Annotated in this window: 12 protein-coding genes; 6 read left to right on the top strand and 6 right to left on the bottom strand. The window is 42.1% G+C overall.

The genetic code is table 11. The features are described from left to right. Positions 1 to 175 precede the first annotated feature (175 nt). Complete coding sequence (locus HMPREF9447_RS16320; RefSeq protein WP_009130856.1) at positions 176 to 1036, top strand: AraC family transcriptional regulator; 861 nt, start codon at positions 176 to 178, stop codon at positions 1034 to 1036. 110 nt (positions 1037 to 1146) lie between these two features. Here HMPREF9447_RS16320 and HMPREF9447_RS16315 read toward each other — a convergent pair whose 3' ends face one another. Beyond that, positions 1147 to 1581, bottom strand: a complete 435-nt coding sequence (locus HMPREF9447_RS16315) for a GNAT family N-acetyltransferase (protein ID WP_009130855.1) — start codon at positions 1579 to 1581, stop codon at positions 1147 to 1149. A gap of 133 nt (positions 1582 to 1714) precedes the next feature. Here HMPREF9447_RS16315 and HMPREF9447_RS16310 point away from each other — a divergent pair, with 133 nt between their 5' ends. After that, on the top strand, positions 1715 to 2155 hold the full coding sequence (locus tag HMPREF9447_RS16310) for a DUF2867 domain-containing protein (RefSeq protein ID WP_009130854.1): 441 nt from the start codon (positions 1715 to 1717) through the stop codon (positions 2153 to 2155). Here the strand turns inward: HMPREF9447_RS16310 and HMPREF9447_RS16305 are convergent. Beyond that, the gene (locus HMPREF9447_RS16305; RefSeq protein WP_009130853.1) at positions 2148 to 3002 is read right to left on the bottom strand and encodes a DUF6845 domain-containing protein; all 855 of its coding nucleotides are present in this window, start codon (positions 3000 to 3002) and stop codon (positions 2148 to 2150) included. The two genes, HMPREF9447_RS16310 and HMPREF9447_RS16305, sit on opposite strands and share 8 nt — an antisense overlap. Before the next feature lie 166 nt (positions 3003 to 3168). Here HMPREF9447_RS16305 and HMPREF9447_RS16300 point away from each other — a divergent pair, with 166 nt between their 5' ends. Beyond that, entirely contained in the window at positions 3169 to 4050 is an 882-nt protein-coding gene (locus tag HMPREF9447_RS16300) for a DMT family transporter (RefSeq protein WP_009130852.1), read from the top strand. 9 nt (positions 4051 to 4059) lie between these two features. Here HMPREF9447_RS16300 and HMPREF9447_RS16295 read toward each other — a convergent pair whose 3' ends face one another. After that, a complete protein-coding gene (locus HMPREF9447_RS16295) occupies positions 4060 to 5118 on the bottom strand; it encodes an N-acetylmuramoyl-L-alanine amidase family protein (protein WP_009130851.1) in 1059 nt (352 codons plus the stop codon). Between the two features lie 118 nt (positions 5119 to 5236). On the opposite strand from HMPREF9447_RS16295, the gene HMPREF9447_RS16290 reads away from it, so the two are divergent. From HMPREF9447_RS16290 to HMPREF9447_RS16280, 3 genes are all read left to right on the top strand, one after another. Continuing rightward, on the top strand, positions 5237 to 6517 hold the full coding sequence (locus tag HMPREF9447_RS16290; protein WP_009130850.1) for an O-acetylhomoserine aminocarboxypropyltransferase/cysteine synthase family protein: 1281 nt from the start codon (positions 5237 to 5239) through the stop codon (positions 6515 to 6517). Positions 6518 to 6883: 366 nt separating this feature from the next. Next, the gene (locus HMPREF9447_RS16285) at positions 6884 to 9172 is read left to right on the top strand and encodes an NADP-dependent malic enzyme (protein WP_009130849.1); all 2289 of its coding nucleotides are present in this window, start codon (positions 6884 to 6886) and stop codon (positions 9170 to 9172) included. Positions 9173 to 9532: 360 nt separating this feature from the next. Continuing rightward, complete coding sequence (locus HMPREF9447_RS16280) at positions 9533 to 10870, top strand: NADP-specific glutamate dehydrogenase (protein ID WP_009130848.1); 1338 nt, start codon at positions 9533 to 9535, stop codon at positions 10868 to 10870. A gap of 112 nt (positions 10871 to 10982) precedes the next feature. Here the strand turns inward: HMPREF9447_RS16280 and HMPREF9447_RS16275 are convergent, their stop codons facing one another. The 3 genes from HMPREF9447_RS16275 to HMPREF9447_RS16265 are packed head-to-tail and all read right to left on the bottom strand — an operon-like array spanning position 10983 to position 17021. Beyond that, positions 10983 to 13070, bottom strand: a complete 2088-nt coding sequence (locus HMPREF9447_RS16275) for a DUF5054 domain-containing protein (protein ID WP_009130847.1) — start codon at positions 13068 to 13070, stop codon at positions 10983 to 10985. A 29-nt stretch (positions 13071 to 13099) separates the two neighbouring features. Beyond that, on the bottom strand, positions 13100 to 15499 hold the full coding sequence (locus HMPREF9447_RS16270) for a glycoside hydrolase family 2 protein (protein ID WP_009130846.1): 2400 nt from the start codon (positions 15497 to 15499) through the stop codon (positions 13100 to 13102). 22 nt (positions 15500 to 15521) lie between these two features. Beyond that, positions 15522 to 17021 (bottom strand): glycosyl hydrolase family protein, encoded by a 1500-nt coding sequence (locus HMPREF9447_RS16265; RefSeq protein WP_148374837.1) that lies wholly within the window; start codon positions 17019 to 17021, stop codon positions 15522 to 15524. Positions 17022 to 17037: the final 16 nt, after the last annotated feature.

The following is a 17037-nucleotide window of genomic DNA, read 5'->3' as shown; positions in this document are numbered from 1 at the left end:
TCAGGAGGACACAAAGATAATGCAAATCGAATGCAGAACTTTCATGCTTGCATAAAAAAATTATGCTGAGATGCCGCTTATCTTATTCTAAAGATATTGAATTTATAGCAACTTTGGACAAGTCCCCTATTCTATTTCCCCTTATTTTTGCATCGTGAAATTCAATAAAGAACCTATGGAACATAGTAAGAAGACAACGCGTGAAGAGTATCAGAAGTGTGTAAATGCAGTGGTGGACTACATCAACCTCCATCTTGGAGAAGAGATAGATTTGAAATCGTTGGCCAAGATTTCTCATTTCTCTCCGTTCTACTTCCACCGCATCATGAAAGCATTTCTGGGTGAGCCCATCGGGACGTTCATAGTCCGGACACGAACTGAAGCCGCCGCCCGCTTGTTGCGCTACTCGGATTTGCCGATAGCGGACATCGCTTACCGCATCGGGTATTCCTCACCGTCATCACTGTCGAAAATATTCAAACAGTTCTACGGGATTTCACCAATAGAGTACCGTAACAATAAAAAATTTGTAATTATGAAACCAGCAATTATCAGACCCAATTTAGAGTTAAAGAAAGAAATAAGAGAAGTGCCCGCCAGAAATGTGATCTATATCCGCTTGTTCGGAGATTACAAACTGAATGATTACGGTGGCACATGGATGCGTTTGTTCCAGTTCATCAAAGAGGAAAAGCTGCCGATGGGCGATATGTCTCCGTACTGCATTTATCATGATGACCCCAAAGTGACGCCTGCCGATAAATTGCGTACCGACGTTTGTATGGTGATGCCTGCCACCATAACTCCGAAAAGTGATATCGGCTTCAAGCAATTGCCTGCCGGACGTTATGCCGTGTTTACCTACAAAGGCTCTTATGAACATCTGCAAAGCGTATACGACACGATTTACAGTAAGTTTCTCCCGGAAATGGAATGTACGTTGAGGGATGAACCGAGCGCAGAACGCTATTTGAATGATCCGTGCGAGACGAAACCGGAAGATTTGTTGACGGAAATTTATATTCCGGTGGAATAATAGTCTGTCATGCTGAGTGTAGTCGAGGTATCTCTCCTCATAGACGCAAGAGAGGAGATCCTTCGACAAGCTCAGGATGATGGAGCAAAATGACAATAAAATAAGTTTCTTTATTCCCTTTTCATCGGTACATACCTCAGCCCATTCGTCACTTGCGGCTCCTTCACTTCCCTAAAGCCCAGACTCCTGTAGAAAGGAACAGCATACGAAGATGAGTTCACCGTCATTCCGGATACGGGGTCATCTCCAATAAGGGCATCAAACAGTTTCCGCCCTATACCTTTCCGATGATATTCTTTTTTAATAAAGAAGAGAGAAATATGTTCACCTTCGTTCTTCGTTGCCAGCACTCCCACAAGATTATCTCCATCGAACGCACCGTAAATAACCAATCGGTTCACCACTTCTTTATCATTGACAAAGCTTTTGAAACTTTCCAGACCCTGTTCGTCAAAATCTTCTTCGCCACACTGAAGATACACTTCCAATGAAAGTGTTACGGCATTCTCATATTCAAGCTGTTCTAATCTTCGGTTAACTATCATGGGAATATATTATTACGGTATATCGCAAAGATATTGAATTTATGAATTGATTACCCAAATATCACGATTATTTCGCCCGGAAACACTACATTTGCAGAAATAAACATCTTAACTAATCCCCTCTATTCTGATTATGGAAAAGCTTATCGACAAATACCTCCCGGCAGATTATCATGATACATTCGTTATCAAAGCCAGCAAACCTGCGGAACAGATTGTTCCTAAAGAACTAATCAAGAAGATATTCACCCATTCCCCGGCATGGCTTAGTTTCCTTTACAAAGTCAGGAATATCCTTGTGAAACCTTTCGGCATTGAAGGCGGAGATATTCTGAAATCGGAAGACGAAGACTATCTAAAAGACTATATAATAGAAGATACGGAGAACGAAGCCATCATGAGGAAAGACGACAAGCATCTGTTGTTTTATGTTTCCATTGCCAAGATAGAAAACAACCTGATAGACGTGACGACAGTAGTTCAGTATCACAATGCGTTAGGAAAGGTTTATTTCTTCTTTATTAAACCTTTCCACAAGATGATTGTGCCGCGAGTGGTGAAAGATATTATATAATACTCAATCCATAACTACTGATAGTCTCGAAATCTTCATCTGCATACGAATTCTTTTGGCGGATATCCTGCACTATCTTCATAAACTCTTCAGTTTTCGACAAGAAATCCTTGAATTTCTCCGTTTGCTCCTCATGCTCTTTTATGGCGGGCAGTTTCTCGGCTGCATCCAGTTGCAGTCTCAGTTCCACAATCTTCAGGTCCAGACGGGCTTTGTCTTCCACATGCTTGCGGGCATAGAGGTTGATAATGCTCTGCATCGTCAGGCTCATCTTTTTCATTGCAATAATCTGCTCTTTCACCGGATTCTCGACCAGCAAAACTTGCTGAGCTTGTGCAGCTATAGGACTCAGAATATCAAATATGTTCTGCTTGCATTCGGACATCTCCACACTCAGTTCATAATTGTCGTTCAGCAAATCCGCTATTCCTTCCGTTTTCTTCTCTTTCAGCAGAGACAGGTATTTATTGAAATTAGCATAGAACTGCCCCCTTGACTGGAAAAGTTCGGTATAATTCTGTATCAGGTTCTGCCGTACATCGTCGCCAAAGTAGTCACCCGGCTGTATCACCGCCGCAGAATCTTTCTTTGAAATGACAGGAGACATGATATGCGAAAACATCTGCACTTTAGACTGCTGTTCCATATACCCCAGAACCGCATTTACGTCTCTCTCTTTCACCACATTCTTCAACAGAGCCAATGAAGTATCGTAATATTTCACCACTTGCCCTGCATTTGCAATCTCTTCGGGGGTATAAGTCACCGCCTCCTTCTTACTGCCCGTACAGGACACAAACATAACAACGCTTACAAATGCGCCCAAGACTAATAATTTCTTTCCCATACAATTTTTCATTTTAAAGTAAACCATCATTCGCCCAATTATAGTCGGCGTTGAGCTTATAACAATATAAAAGCGATTTTGCTCTCGATTATGGATTTTTTCACCTTTGTATTTCGTACTTTTGCAGCGGATTTCAGAATCCTGTATAAAAATTTGAATCGGAACCATGAGCAATATAAAAGGTTATATATACGCGGCAGCTTCTTCCTCCACATTCGGATTAGCCCCTTTTTTCACCATATCCTTATTGGCTTCAGGCTTTTCCTCTTTTGAAGTGCTTGCTTACCGTTGGGGAATCGCTTCGCTCACCCTGGGAATATTCGGCGTACTATTAAGAGAAACTTTCCGTATCAGCCGGAAAGATTGGGGAACCATATTCGTATTGAGCCTGCTCCGGGCAGCAACTTCACTAAGCCTTGTCATTGCTTACCAACATATCGCTAGCGGAGTGGCCTCCACCATTCATTTCATGTATCCGCTGGCTGTTGCCCTCGCTATGATGTTCTTCTTCCGGGAAAAGAAATCATTCTCCATTCTGTTTGCCGTACTGGTTTCGCTGGCAGGTGCGGCATTGTTATCATCGGGAGAGATTGACTTTAAAGGTGGAAATACAACGACAGGGTTGATTGCTGCCACGCTGTCCGTATTCTTTTACGGTGGATACATCGTCGGAGTACGTAAGAGCCGTGCCGTTCATATCCCATCTACCGCACTGACTTGTTACGTCATGGGGTTGGGCGCTTTATTCTTTATTATAGGGGGAAGTCTGACAGGTGGTATTCAGTTGGCAACAGGCGGACAAACATGGCTGAATATCTTCGGGCTGGCACTACCGGCAACAGCCATTTCAAACATTACGCTCGTGAAAGCCATCAAGTACATCGGTCCTACACTGACCTCCATCTTCGGAGCTTTAGAGCCGCTTACTGCGGTAACTATCGGATGTCTGGTCTTCAAAGAGAGTTTCACGCTGGGCAGTGGTTTGGGCATATTGCTGATATTGATGGCAGTTACCGTAGTCATTATGCACGAGAAGAAAACAAGCTGATAAGAGTGATTACTTACTCTTTTTATAATCAGTGATAAAACCTTCCATCATCCATTTCGCTAAAGCCTGGCGATTAGAATTGATTACGAAACGGCGTTGGTCGAAGGTATTCTGAATATTCCCCAGTTCTACGAAAACACCGGCAGGAGTAGAATTAGCCAACACATACAGATTACGCGGACCGACTGTACCCGTAAAACCACGATTGGGCTGATGTTTATCATACTTGGACTCAAAAGTATTCTTCATTGTAGTTGCCAGACGTTTACTGTTAGCACTATTGGGGGCATGATAAAAGAAGACATCCGTCTGATGTCCCTTGCTACGGCTATCCACATGCAGGAAGATGGAACGGCAATAGGTGTAGTTCCTGCGGTCTTTCTTATAAAGTTCGTTGATTTTGTTGCAGCGCTGGCGAAGTCGCGCCACCTGGTTCAGAGGGATAGCGTCTCCCATACAAGTTTCCCGCTTACTATTATTAAGGTAACGGTCATCACGGATACCGTCTTTGGCATCCTGAATAATGATATAAACCTTCGCCCCTTCTTCCATCAGATTACGGGCAAGACGCAGGGCGACATCATAAGCATATTCATCCTCATGCAGTTCGACGTTTCCTATCCTACCGATAGCACCGGGGTCGGGCCCCCCATGCCCACTGACCACATAGAAGCAAGCACCCTTCAGACGATTACCGGTCACCTGGACTTTAGCCAGTTCTTTTCCGAAAAGAGGTTCATGAATTGTTTTGCCGGAGCCGACAGTGGAGGTAGCAGTGGAAGCAGCAGAAGAGGAAGTAGATGAATCAGCAGCAGTTTCTGTCCCGGATTTCAGTGGCGGAAGAAGGTATTTTACCCCTAAGCGCAATTCCTGTTTCCCGCGTAGCTGCTTTTTATTCAGTTTCAGAAACTCCTGATAATAGGCTTTGCCGGGACGCTTATTGCGCTGCAAGAAGGCCGAAATGCCCTCACCAGATCTCGGTGTTGCCCTTTCCTCCTGCGCCGAGGCGTGGAAAGGAGTGAGAAACAGGAAAGAAGATACAAACAACAAAAATAATATCCGAACCATAATTACTCTGCTTTTAGCAAACATACTTCAACTGTTGCGGACAAAAATACAATTATTTTCCCTACTTTTGCGCCCATAAATGCGTTAATTGATAAGAAACTATAAAATAGATAGCGTTATGGCCAAACAATTTAAACCGGAGACCCTCTGCGTACAAGCCGGATGGACTCCTAAAAAGGGTGAACCCCGCGTACTCCCCATCTATCAAAGTACAACTTTCAAGTACGAAACGAGTGAACAAATGGCACGTCTTTTCGACCTTGAAGAGAACGGTTATTTCTACACCCGTCTGCAAAACCCGACGAACGACGCCGTTGCCGCCAAGATAGCTGCCCTCGAAGGTGGTGTGGCTGCCATGCTGACATCCAGCGGACAATCTGCCAACTTCTACGCTATTTTTAATATCTGCCAGGCAGGCGACCACTTCGTTTGTTCATCTACCATCTACGGCGGAACCTTCAACCTCTTCGGCGTGACCATGAAGAAGTTAGGTATTGATGTTACTTTCGTCAACCCGGATGCACCGGAGGAAGAAATCTCCGCTGCTTTCCGCCCGAACACCAAGGCTTTGTTCGGTGAAACCATCTCCAACCCGACGCTGGAAGTGCTCGATATCGAGAAGTTCGCCCGCATCGCCCACAGCCACGGCGTGCCTTTGATTGTAGACAATACTTTCCCCACCCCGATTAACTGCCGCCCATTCGAATGGGGCGCCGATATCGTGGTGCATTCCACTACCAAATATATGGACGGCCACGCCACCAGCGTAGGCGGTGCCATCGTGGACAGCGGAAACTTCAATTGGGATGCTTATGCCGACAAATTCCCCGGATTATGCACGCCTGACGAATCCTATCACGGGCTGACTTATACAAAAGCTTTCGGCAAAATGGCTTATATCACCAAAGCTACCGCACAGTTGATGCGCGACCTCGGCAGCATTCAGTCTCCGCAGAATGCATTCCTGCTGAATATCGGTCTTGAAACGCTCCACCTGCGTATGCCGCAACATTGCAAGAATGCACAGGCAGTTGCCGAATATCTCTCTAAAAACGATAAGGTGGCATGGGTTAATTACTGTGGTCTGCCCGGAGACAAATATCACGAACTGGCACAAAAATACATGCCGAACGGTTCTTGTGGTGTTGTCACCTTCGGCTTGAAGGGAGGTCGCGAAGTATCCATCAAATTCATGGACTCACTGAAACTGGCAGCTATCGTCACCCATGTGGCTGACGCCCGCACCTGCGTGCTTCACCCCGCCAGCCATACGCACCGCCAGCTTTCGGACGAACAGTTGATGAAAGCCGGTATACGTCCTGATTTGATCCGTTTCTCGGTGGGTATAGAGAATGCGGATGATATCATTGCAGATATTGAACAAGCTCTGAACGCATAATGACACCGAGTTGGGCAAACAATGCAACCGCTGTGCACAAATCATCATCACCCACGACTCGACCTGTTCTTGGAACTGATAAACAAAGCACCGGAAGCAAAAGAGAAAGCCCAATAAAAGGAGATAGCCCGTAACCATTTTCTCCATAGGCTAAAGTATCCGAAAGAATGATATTTAATATTCTGAAAATAAACAAGGCGAAAGACAGAAAAGTCTTTCGCCTTGTTTATTCCTTCTCCTTATCACAAGCCCTAAATAAGTACAATTTAATAGTTTTTATCGCACACACACTTACATTTTATCACATTTATTCCTACCTTTGCGGCCAAATTATAACTTTTAACTAACAACTCATAATCAACTACCATGGCTAAGATAACCAAAGAAGCTGCCTTGTTGTATCACTCACAGGGCAAACCAGGTAAGATAGAAGTAGTGCCTACCAAGCCCTACAGTACCCAAACCGATCTTTCGCTTGCATACTCCCCCGGCGTGGCGGAGCCATGTCTTGAAATAGAAAAGAACCCGCAGGACGCATACAAATATACAGCGAAGGGTAATCTGGTAGCTGTAATCTCCAACGGTACGGCAGTGCTCGGTCTGGGCGATATAGGCGCATTGAGCGGCAAGCCCGTAATGGAAGGTAAAGGATTGCTTTTCAAAATTTACGCCGGCATCGACGTATTCGACATCGAAGTGAACGAGAAAGACCCTGAAAAGTTTATCGAAGCAGTCAAAGCCATTGCTCCTACTTTCGGTGGTATCAACCTGGAAGATATCAAAGCTCCTGAATGTTTCGAAATAGAGCGCCGCCTGAAAGAAGAACTCGACATCCCCGTGATGCATGATGACCAGCACGGAACAGCTATCATTTCCAGTGCCGGATTGGTGAATGCTCTGCAAGTGGCAGGCAAGAAGATTGAAGAAGTGAAAATCGTAGTGAATGGTGCCGGTGCCTCGGCTGTATCTTGTACGAAACTTTATGTTTCACTGGGTGCTCGCCTAGAAAACATCGTGATGCTGGACAGCAAAGGCGTTATTAGCAAGACACGTACCGACCTCAACGAACAGAAGCGTTACTTCGCTACCGACCGTACTGATATCCATACTTTGGAAGAAGCCATCAAAGGCGCCGACGTATTTCTGGGATTATCCAAAGGAAATGTGTTATCACAAGATATGGTACGCAGCATGGCTCCGTCGCCCATCGTCTTTGCATTGGCCAACCCAACACCAGAAATCTCTTACGAAGAAGCTATGTCAGCCCGCCCCGACGTATTGATGGCAACCGGACGTTCAGATTATCCGAATCAGATTAATAATGTGATTGGTTTCCCGTATATCTTCCGTGGCGCGCTCGATACTCAGGCAAAAGCCATCAATGAGGAAATGAAAATTGCTGCCGTACACGCCATCGCTAATCTAGCAAAACAGCCTGTGCCTGATGTAGTGAACGAGGCCTACCATGTAAATAACTTCACTTTCGGTCCGGAATACTTCATCCCGAAACCGGTTGACCCGCGCCTTATCACCGAAGTATCCATGGCAGTGGCTAAAGCTGCAATGGAAAGCGGTGTAGCCCGCAAAAACATTGAAGACTGGGATGCTTACTGCGTACAACTTCGTGAACTCATGGGTTACGAAAGTAAACTGACCCGCCAGCTTTACGACACCGCCCGCCGCAATCCGCAACGTGTAGTATTTGCCGAAGGTTCTCACCCCAATATGCTGAAAGCTGCCGTAGAAGCAAAATCCGAAGGTATCTGCCACCCTATCGTATTAGGTAATGATGAGGCCATCGAGAAACTGGCAAAAGAGCTCGACCTCAGCCTGGAAGGCATTGAAATCGTAAACCTGCGCCACCCGGACGAAGCTCCACGCCGCGAACGTTATGCCCGTATCCTTTCCGAAAAGCGTGCCCGCGAAGGTGCCACCTACGAGGAAGCCAACGACAAGATGTTCGAGCGCAACTACTTCGGTATGATGATGGTAGAAACTGGAGAAGCAGATGCTTTCATTACCGGATTGTACACCAAATACAGCAATACTATCAAGGTTGCCAAAGAAGTAATAGGGATACAGCCGGAATATAAACACTTCGGTACTATGCATATCCTGAACTCCAAAAAAGGTACATACTTCCTGGCAGACACACTAATTAACCGCCATCCCAATGCCGAAACCCTGATTGATGTGGCCAAGTTGGCTGCCAACACAGTACGTTTCTTCAACCACACACCCGTGATGGCCATGCTGAGTTACTCCAACTTTGGCGCAGACAAAGAAGGAAGCCCGGTAAGCGTACATGAAGCTGTGGACTACATGCAGCAAAACTATCCCGAACTTGCCATTGATGGCGAGATGCAGGTAAACTTCGCCATGAACCGTGAAATGCGCGATGCCAAATATCCATTTACCCGTCTGAAAGGCAAAGATGTGAATACACTTGTCTTCCCGAACCTAAGTTCCGCCAACTCTGGATACAAACTACTGCAAGCCATGAATACGGATATGGAGCTAATCGGTCCTATACAAATGGGATTGAACAAACCTATTCACTTCACCGACTTTGAAAGCTCTGTACGCGACATCGTAAACATCACCGCAGTAGCAGTCATCGACGCCATCGTGGAAAAAAAGAAGGCAGGTAAATGAGACGACCATTATCGAAATCACAAAGTGTTTGCATTGTGCTGCTCTGGGCGGCACTTTGTTACATAGTTCTAACAACTGCCGAACGAATTGACGGACCAGTAGTAGTAACACTTATCATTTCGGCAGCATTAGTGTTCATTCCGGTAATAAAATCATTAAAGAGAGAATAAATAATATCTTTTTATTCCTTTTTGCGGCATAAAACAATATTTTTGTTGTTTTATGCCGCATTTTATTTATAAATTGTTTGCTTGTTTGATTTTTATGTGTACTTTTGCAACCGCAACAGAGAAAAAACAAACTTAGAAATACTTTGTTAAGACAATTATATTTAGTAGCAACCAATAAAAGAAATAAATTATGAATGCAGCTAAGGTATTAGAAGATTTGAAGAGACGGTTCCCCAACGAACCAGAGTATCATCAGGCAGTGGAAGAAGTACTTTCTACAATTGAAGAAGAGTACAACAAACACCCGGAGTTTGACAAAGTCAATCTGATTGAACGTCTTTGCATCCCCGATCGTGTTTACCAGTTCCGCGTGACTTGGATGGACGATAAGGGTAACATTCAGACCAACATGGGTTACCGCGTTCAACACAACAATGCTATCGGCCCGTACAAAGGTGGTATCCGTTTCCACGCTTCTGTAAACCTTTCAATCCTGAAGTTCCTTGCGTTCGAACAAACCTTCAAAAACTCTCTGACTACTCTGCCTATGGGTGGTGGTAAAGGTGGTTCCGACTTCTCTCCGCGCGGTAAATCCAATGCCGAAGTAATGCGTTTCGTACAAGCATTCATGCTGGAATTGTGGCGTCATATTGGTCCTGAGACTGACGTACCTGCTGGCGATATCGGTGTAGGTGGCCGTGAAGTAGGTTTCATGTTCGGTATGTACAAGAAACTGACTCGTGAATTCACCGGTACATTCACTGGTAAAGGCCGTGAGTTCGGCGGTTCACTGATTCGTCCGGAAGCTACCGGTTACGGTAACATCTACTTCCTGATGGAAATGCTGAAATCCAAAGGCACCGACTTGAAAGGCAAGACTTGTTTGATCTCCGGTTCTGGTAACGTAGCTCAATATACTGCTGAAAAAGTATTAGAACTGGGTGGTAAAGTGCTCACCATGTCTGACTCTGACGGTTACGTTTACGACCCGGCAGGTATCGACCGCGAGAAACTGGATTACATCATGGAATTGAAGAACCTCTACCGTGGACGTATCCGCGAGTATGCAGAGCAATATCCGGGTGTGAAATATGTAGAAGGAGCTAAGCCTTGGGGTGAAAAAGCTGACATCGCTCTGCCTTCTGCAACTCAGAACGAACTGAACGGTGACCACGCCCGTCAATTAGTTGCCAACGGTGTAATGGCAGTATCCGAAGGTGCTAACATGCCTTCTACTCCGGAAGCTATCAAAGTATTCCAGGATGCCAAAATTCTGTATGCTCCGGGCAAGGCTGCCAATGCAGGTGGTGTATCAGTATCTGGTCTGGAAATGACTCAGAACTCTATCAAATTGAGCTGGAGTGCAGAAGAGGTAGACGAGAAACTGAAGAGCATCATGAAAAATATTCACGAAGCTTGCGTACAGTATGGTACAGAAGCTGACGGTTATGTGAACTACGTGAAGGGTGCTAACGTTGCCGGATTCATGAAGGTAGCAAAGGCTATGATGGCACAAGGTATCGTGTAAAACCATAGTAATACATATGAATAAAGGCGGAAAGTTCTTATGACTTTCCGCCTTTATTGCATTTAATGAAACCACATGAACGCTTTATATTTTACCTATCGAGAACTGTCATTTACAATTTTACAACAAAGCGATATTGCATATCTTCATCAAACCACATTGTAAAATTCGTACCCCACACATTGTTATGAAGACAAAACTGCACACCGTCTTCAACATTAGGCAATTTATTGTTAAAATCCAATAAAGAACTGTTTCCAAACATAGACAAAGGTGCATCCAAGGAACCGACTGACATTGTTGCACTATCAATTGTTTTCAATTGTACACCATTGATACAAGAATGCATTTTTCTGTTTCCGTGGCTTTCTACATCTCGGAAATTAACGATGCCTCCCATTTTATCTACAGTCCAATCTCCTTTTCCCACAATTGGAGTGAATGAGAACCAAGAAGCTTCAGGTAATCTATACGCCTGTTTACCAAACCATTTCAATGTAGCCTGTATTTCCTTAGTGTCATTCGGGAAAGTTAATTCAACATAGATTTCTGCCGGACTCCCCCCCACTATTTGCCGTTTATCATCGAGAACACTCATCTTCAATAATACAGATGTTCCTAATTTATCTTCTTTACAATGAGCTGAAACCAGAGTAGGATTCCATACTTTCGACACCACATTTAATTTTTCTAATCCGGGTTTGCCAAAATCCTCTAACGCCCACTGTACTTTTTTAATAAGATATTGATTCAAGAACCTTTCATAATCCGCATTTGAAAATGTTTGATAAGAATACAGGAATAACGGATGCTCCCCATTAGCCCAATTTTGACCGCTTTTCTTATCTTTCAAATAAATAATTGAACCATTGGAAGGGTTTATCTTAATTTCATAATATTTCGTTTTAACTATCTTACTGAAATCCTTCAACTCTGAATACCCGGAGACAGAGGACAAAGAAGGTTTCAATGATTTCAAAATATCCCAAGCCTCCTTTTTCTCTTTTAAAGGTAGATTATCAATAGCACGGCTAATATACCTTCTCTTTTCATTCCATGATTGCTCCATTTGTTTAAAATTAGACTTTAAACGTGCAGCTTTAAAATCAGCAGGAAGATATATATTCCAATCTTTCAGATAGACCTTTACATCTCTTCCCCAAGTATGTTCAGCCACCATTAACAAAGGCAATCCAAAAGAGAGATCCTGTTCGTCACCAAATGCAAATTTCCCTTCATTTATCCATTTCAGTCTCAAACGGGAAAGAGCACGAAAATCAGACACTAATGCCGGATCACTACCTACACCGTGAATCCAAGTATCACCCAATTCTTTCGTTATGACAGGAAGAGTACTTTCTATTTTCAACGTTTCATACGCAACGTCATTCAATGTAGATGTTACAATTTCAGCATTTGGATATTTTTCGTGCAACTCCTTATAAATAGATTTAATTTGTGCAAGAGAATGGGGTCCATGATTATCATTTGTAAAACGAATATCTACCATAACATCTGTTCCTGGCAGAACAATTTGGTTACCATATCCCTGTTGGTACATCACAATAACACTTGTTCCATCAGGAGCTTGCCATCTGAATAAAGGAGGAACATCGGGAGCAGTACTAGCAGAATTTACCCCAATATGCAAAAATTTAATTCCGTTTCTTGCTAAAATAGGAACGACAGAACGTGTATGCCCAGGGACGTCAGTCATTTTTGCAGAAATCGTATTCTTACCAAAACGTTTATCCAGCTGTTTGGATATTTGAATTCCAAGTTCATACAATGAAGGATCAGCTAATTCTGTATGTGTAGAAAAAGGTAAAGCATGCCAAGTTATATCTCCATTTTTTATAGCCTTTTCCATTCTCTTTACCATAACAGGATCCGATTGTTTCAAAAACTCATATATTAACCATGAACCGGTAGTCCATAAATAACGCTCACTTGTTCCACCTTGTCGAAGTGATTCTGTCAAAGACAAAGTTCTGGGAATAAAATCATCCATATAAGTTTTAATCACAGAATCACCAAAATTCGTGAAACCAACATCAAGATGCGTTTTAAATATCAAATGTATTTTTTTTATGGAGCTTGGATTAACAGAATCACTTTTCAATATTGGCTTTGCAGATACTTCAGCCCCCAATAAGATACCAATCATCAAAAAGAATAAATATCTAACTCTTACTTTCATAATTTATCATTTCATTTAAATCAACTTATTTACTTCACATTAATCTTTACTGCCTTAACACCATGGCATAAACTCTTTGCCCGCAAAGTTATAATACCGGATGAATTTTGCTTAGACCTAATCCAGACAGCACCACATCCACCATTTTCAGACAAATCGAAGGGATTATCACCTATTATCTCCCCAGGTCCATCAATGCAAAACTCCACCAATCCATCTCCATACGGCCTAAGCGAACCATATTTATCGGTAACACCAAATACCACTCTGGTTGCATCAATACCATCACCAACTATTTCATCGCTATCTGCCTGCAACAAGAAATCATTCCATTTGACATCCGAAGAATAATGTTTCTCTATTACTTTCATTCCTTTAATATAGCCTTCCAAACGCAATTCTACGGGCTTAACATCCCCATCGAACTCAAGATCAACATAAAAGGGAGGATACTTAACATTAGGCAGTTTTGAATTATCCGGATTCAGAGTTGCATAAAGCCCACCATCAATATATAATCTTAATTGTTCACAATTAGAGAAAATGGCAGCTTTCTTACCAGGTCCATTCGGTGACTTTTCAGAAAAGCTCCAATAGAAGTTAGGTTCCAAAGTAACCTTCTTTTTCGGGTCGCATTGCGACAGATAGAAAGAAGCACCCAATTTAGGAATACGGAACACATCAGCAATACCAGGCGTTTTAACCGTTTTGAATGCATTAATCAAACTTCCATAATCAAAAGCGCACCATGCTACAACACCACTATTACGTTTTGTGGCTGCTGACTTACTGTGCGCCTCAGCATGCCTAAGCGCTTGCGATTCCAATGTTTCCAAATCGACCTGCCGACTATAATAGCAATTAAAATCTTTAAGTGCCGCATAATTGAACTGCCCTACTGCTTCAGCTAACATATACGGATAACCTGGTGTAGGCTCATGAATACCCACACTGCCATCAGGATCTGCATGATAATCATCATAAGCAAACACGTCCTGACTCCAGTCTTTTTCCCATGTCTTTCGTGTACCAGAGGTCATTGAACCGGAAGTAGGACGAGTATCGTCTAATTTACCAGCAAGAGCACGTGTCTCTTTATACAATTCAATATCACTCTTAGATTCGTTGACACGTGTTCCCCAAATAATGACTGATGGATGGTTTCTATCTCTGATAATCATGCCTTCCACATCGCGTACAAGCAATTTTTTCCATTCTTTATCTCCAATATATCCCCAACCGGGAACTTCATCCCAAACCAACAATCCGAGTTCGTCACAAGCATCTAAAAATGCTTCTGTTTGCGGATAGTGAGAACAGCGAACTATGTTACAATTATAATCATTTTTAAGTATCTCCGCATCTCTACGCATAACTCTATCGGGCATGGCATATCCTACATAAGGATATAACTCATGTCTGTTCAAACCAAAAAGTTGAAGCCTTTTCCCATTTAAATAAAACCCATCTAATTTGAATTCAGCAGAACGAAATCCAATTCTTGTTTTACTACTATGCACCGCTTTTCCATTGTCATGCAAAGTAACAAATACATCATACAATTTAGGATTATCAATATCCCACAGTATTATATTACTGAGATCAGAGAGAGTAACAGATGTTTCTACATTTCCCTTCTTTACATCAACTTCTTTTATCCCTTCCGAAATAACACACCCCTTATCTTCTAATCTTACTTTTAATGTCAACTGATTCTTTACAGACTTTACTGCATCAAGCGTACATAATACATTCATTTTTCGTGAGGGCTTTAAAACCTCTTCTGTTTTACAGAAAATATTTTTAATATAAGTTTGAGGAACTATCTTTAGATATACCGAACGATGAATGCCTCCCGGTTCCAAATAATCGATACGTTTGGGCCCCATTGATGCACCTTGAGGTGGAACATTACTCCATCTTGAGTCAACCGCAACTGTTAAAATATTCTCCTCCTTCACCAAAGAAGTAATGTCATACTCAAAGGGAAGATATCCGCCTAGATGGGTTTTCAACTTATGACCATTAATACAAGGGGTCGCCCCAACCATAACTCCATCAAAATGAAGAATTACTCGTGAATCATTTTCAATTTGTGGTAATGAAAAATGCTTGCGATATCCATATACTTTCTGCCAAGAATCCACATCCCAGTTTTGCCAAGACAATTTGCTAACGCAATGCGGTATAGTAATTTTCTCAAAATTGGAGTCATTAAAATTGGAGTCGAAATATTCTGTTTGAAATTCACCACCAAACAACCAATCTTGATTCAATGAAATCGTATACGACTTCTTTGTAGGGATATTATCAGCATAACTATTTACCGAAAACAGATACAAAGAGATAACGAATAAACCATATATACAGTTACATAATTGATGTAATAGCCCTTTGCCTATATATGATTTTCTAAAATTTATTCTCATATAATTATTGGTAATTTAAAGATTACTTCATTGATACTTTTACAATTAGTGCAGAAGTTGCATTAACTTCAAATGTCATATTATCAGCACTATGTGATTCCCATTTTCCATTCCAATCTTCAGAATTGCTAATTGCAACACCGCCCAAAGTGACTTTCCTTGATGCCGGATTACTTTCAGGTGAAGTCAACGTTAAAGTTTCAACTTTTTGTACTGTTGCATCCAGATTAATTGTAACTTTTGCTTTTTCAGCATTAGTTCCATACTCTTTATTAATCAATGTGACATAAATATTCTTACCATTCCTTACTGCGTAAGCTGTTACATTCAAAGCTTCATTCTTATCCACAGTTATTGGCTGAATCCGTCCATTTCCACTTAAATTGAAAGCTGCAATGCCATATCCTACTGGGTTTACCAATAAATCTCCCGTCACCTCATTCATTGTAATAGGTGCATTCAACACCCATTGTTTATTATGGAAGTTTACACCTATACATTTATGCTCAGACCACCAATGCATATAATCCAATGCAAATAGTGCTGTCGCAAAACAATTGCTTCCACCGTCACATCCACTACTAAAGCTATTAGATTCTGCCAAACGATAAGGGAAACCTTCATCAAGGACCGGTTTCAGTGTCGCATTATACAAAGTAGGATATTCATTATCAACCCACGATGAAGAAAGCATTTTATCTATCATTTGCTTGGGAGTTAATCCTAATGCTGCCACATCCTGACCTACATAATTATGCTGCGACAATTTTGAAATAAGCCCAGTATTCTTTAAATCTTTAGCAAAATTTACAGTCCAGGACGAACCATTGTAGTCAGTATCCTTTGCACCTGTAACCGGATAGTTAGAACCAGTATTCGGACCCGTAAATTTAGCTCCAGGTATTGCTTCTGCTATTGCTTCTGCAAATTTTTTCCATTTATCACGATAAGTAGGATAATCTGTGATTTCCGGATCCTCTTTATGATAGGAATTCCAATCAGGCTCATTTCCCACAGAAAAACAATCAATGTATTCTTTGTATTTTCCCCAGATATATTTCGCAAGTTCTACATTATGTTCCATATCCCCATTTAGCAGACGAAAAGAGTAGACTATCTTCACACCACTCTTCTTTGCAAAGGAAAACAGTTCATCAATATCTTTATAAGTGGGCTCTGTCTGATTCATATCTACCGAACCGCCTCCTACTCTTAAATGCTTCAATCCCAAATTTTTAAAAATTTGCAGAGTTTGTGCATTTTCCCCACTAAAAAAATAGCCATTATAATGTGCATTATTTATTCTAATACTACCTGTTTCAACACTTAATCCACTAAAATCCTCAGGAATCAAATCACCTGTCAAAGCAGTATTGATATTTATCTCCACTTCAGAAGTCGGTTCGTCATTATTATTGCCCCCACCTCCTTGATTGTTATCCGAATTACTACATGCAAACATGGGTAGTATACAAAGTGCGATAATGGACAGCAATTTCTTAAAAGAATTTATTTTCATCATTTTATCTATTAAGGGT

Origin of the sequence: Bacteroides oleiciplenus YIT 12058 (assembly GCF_000315485.1) — a bacterium.
Classification (GTDB): domain Bacteria; phylum Bacteroidota; class Bacteroidia; order Bacteroidales; family Bacteroidaceae; genus Bacteroides; species Bacteroides oleiciplenus.
This window is presented reverse-complemented; position numbering and strand designations above follow the sequence as displayed.

Bases quoted from the DNA above. Each gene is read 5' to 3' on its own strand.
- HMPREF9447_RS16280 (WP_009130848.1), top strand. From the start codon at position 9,533: ATGAATGCAGCTAAGGTATTAGAAGATTTGAAGAGACGGTTCCCCAAC.
- HMPREF9447_RS16300 (WP_009130852.1), top strand. From the start codon at position 3,169: ATGAGCAATATAAAAGGTTATATATACGCGGCAGCTTCTTCCTCCACA.
- HMPREF9447_RS16290 (WP_009130850.1), top strand. From the start codon at position 5,237: ATGGCCAAACAATTTAAACCGGAGACCCTCTGCGTACAAGCCGGATGG.
- HMPREF9447_RS16285 (WP_009130849.1), top strand. From the start codon at position 6,884: ATGGCTAAGATAACCAAAGAAGCTGCCTTGTTGTATCACTCACAGGGC.
- HMPREF9447_RS16270 (WP_009130846.1), bottom strand. From the start codon at position 15,499: ATGAGAATAAATTTTAGAAAATCATATATAGGCAAAGGGCTATTACAT.
- HMPREF9447_RS16320 (WP_009130856.1), top strand. From the start codon at position 176: ATGGAACATAGTAAGAAGACAACGCGTGAAGAGTATCAGAAGTGTGTA.
- HMPREF9447_RS16295 (WP_009130851.1), bottom strand. From the start codon at position 5,118: ATGGTTCGGATATTATTTTTGTTGTTTGTATCTTCTTTCCTGTTTCTC.
- HMPREF9447_RS16275 (WP_009130847.1), bottom strand. From the start codon at position 13,070: ATGAAAGTAAGAGTTAGATATTTATTCTTTTTGATGATTGGTATCTTA.
- HMPREF9447_RS16315 (WP_009130855.1), bottom strand. From the start codon at position 1,581: ATGATAGTTAACCGAAGATTAGAACAGCTTGAATATGAGAATGCCGTA.
- HMPREF9447_RS16310 (WP_009130854.1), top strand. From the start codon at position 1,715: ATGGAAAAGCTTATCGACAAATACCTCCCGGCAGATTATCATGATACA.
- HMPREF9447_RS16305 (WP_009130853.1), bottom strand. From the start codon at position 3,002: ATGGGAAAGAAATTATTAGTCTTGGGCGCATTTGTAAGCGTTGTTATG.
- HMPREF9447_RS16265 (WP_148374837.1), bottom strand. From the start codon at position 17,021: ATGATGAAAATAAATTCTTTTAAGAAATTGCTGTCCATTATCGCACTT.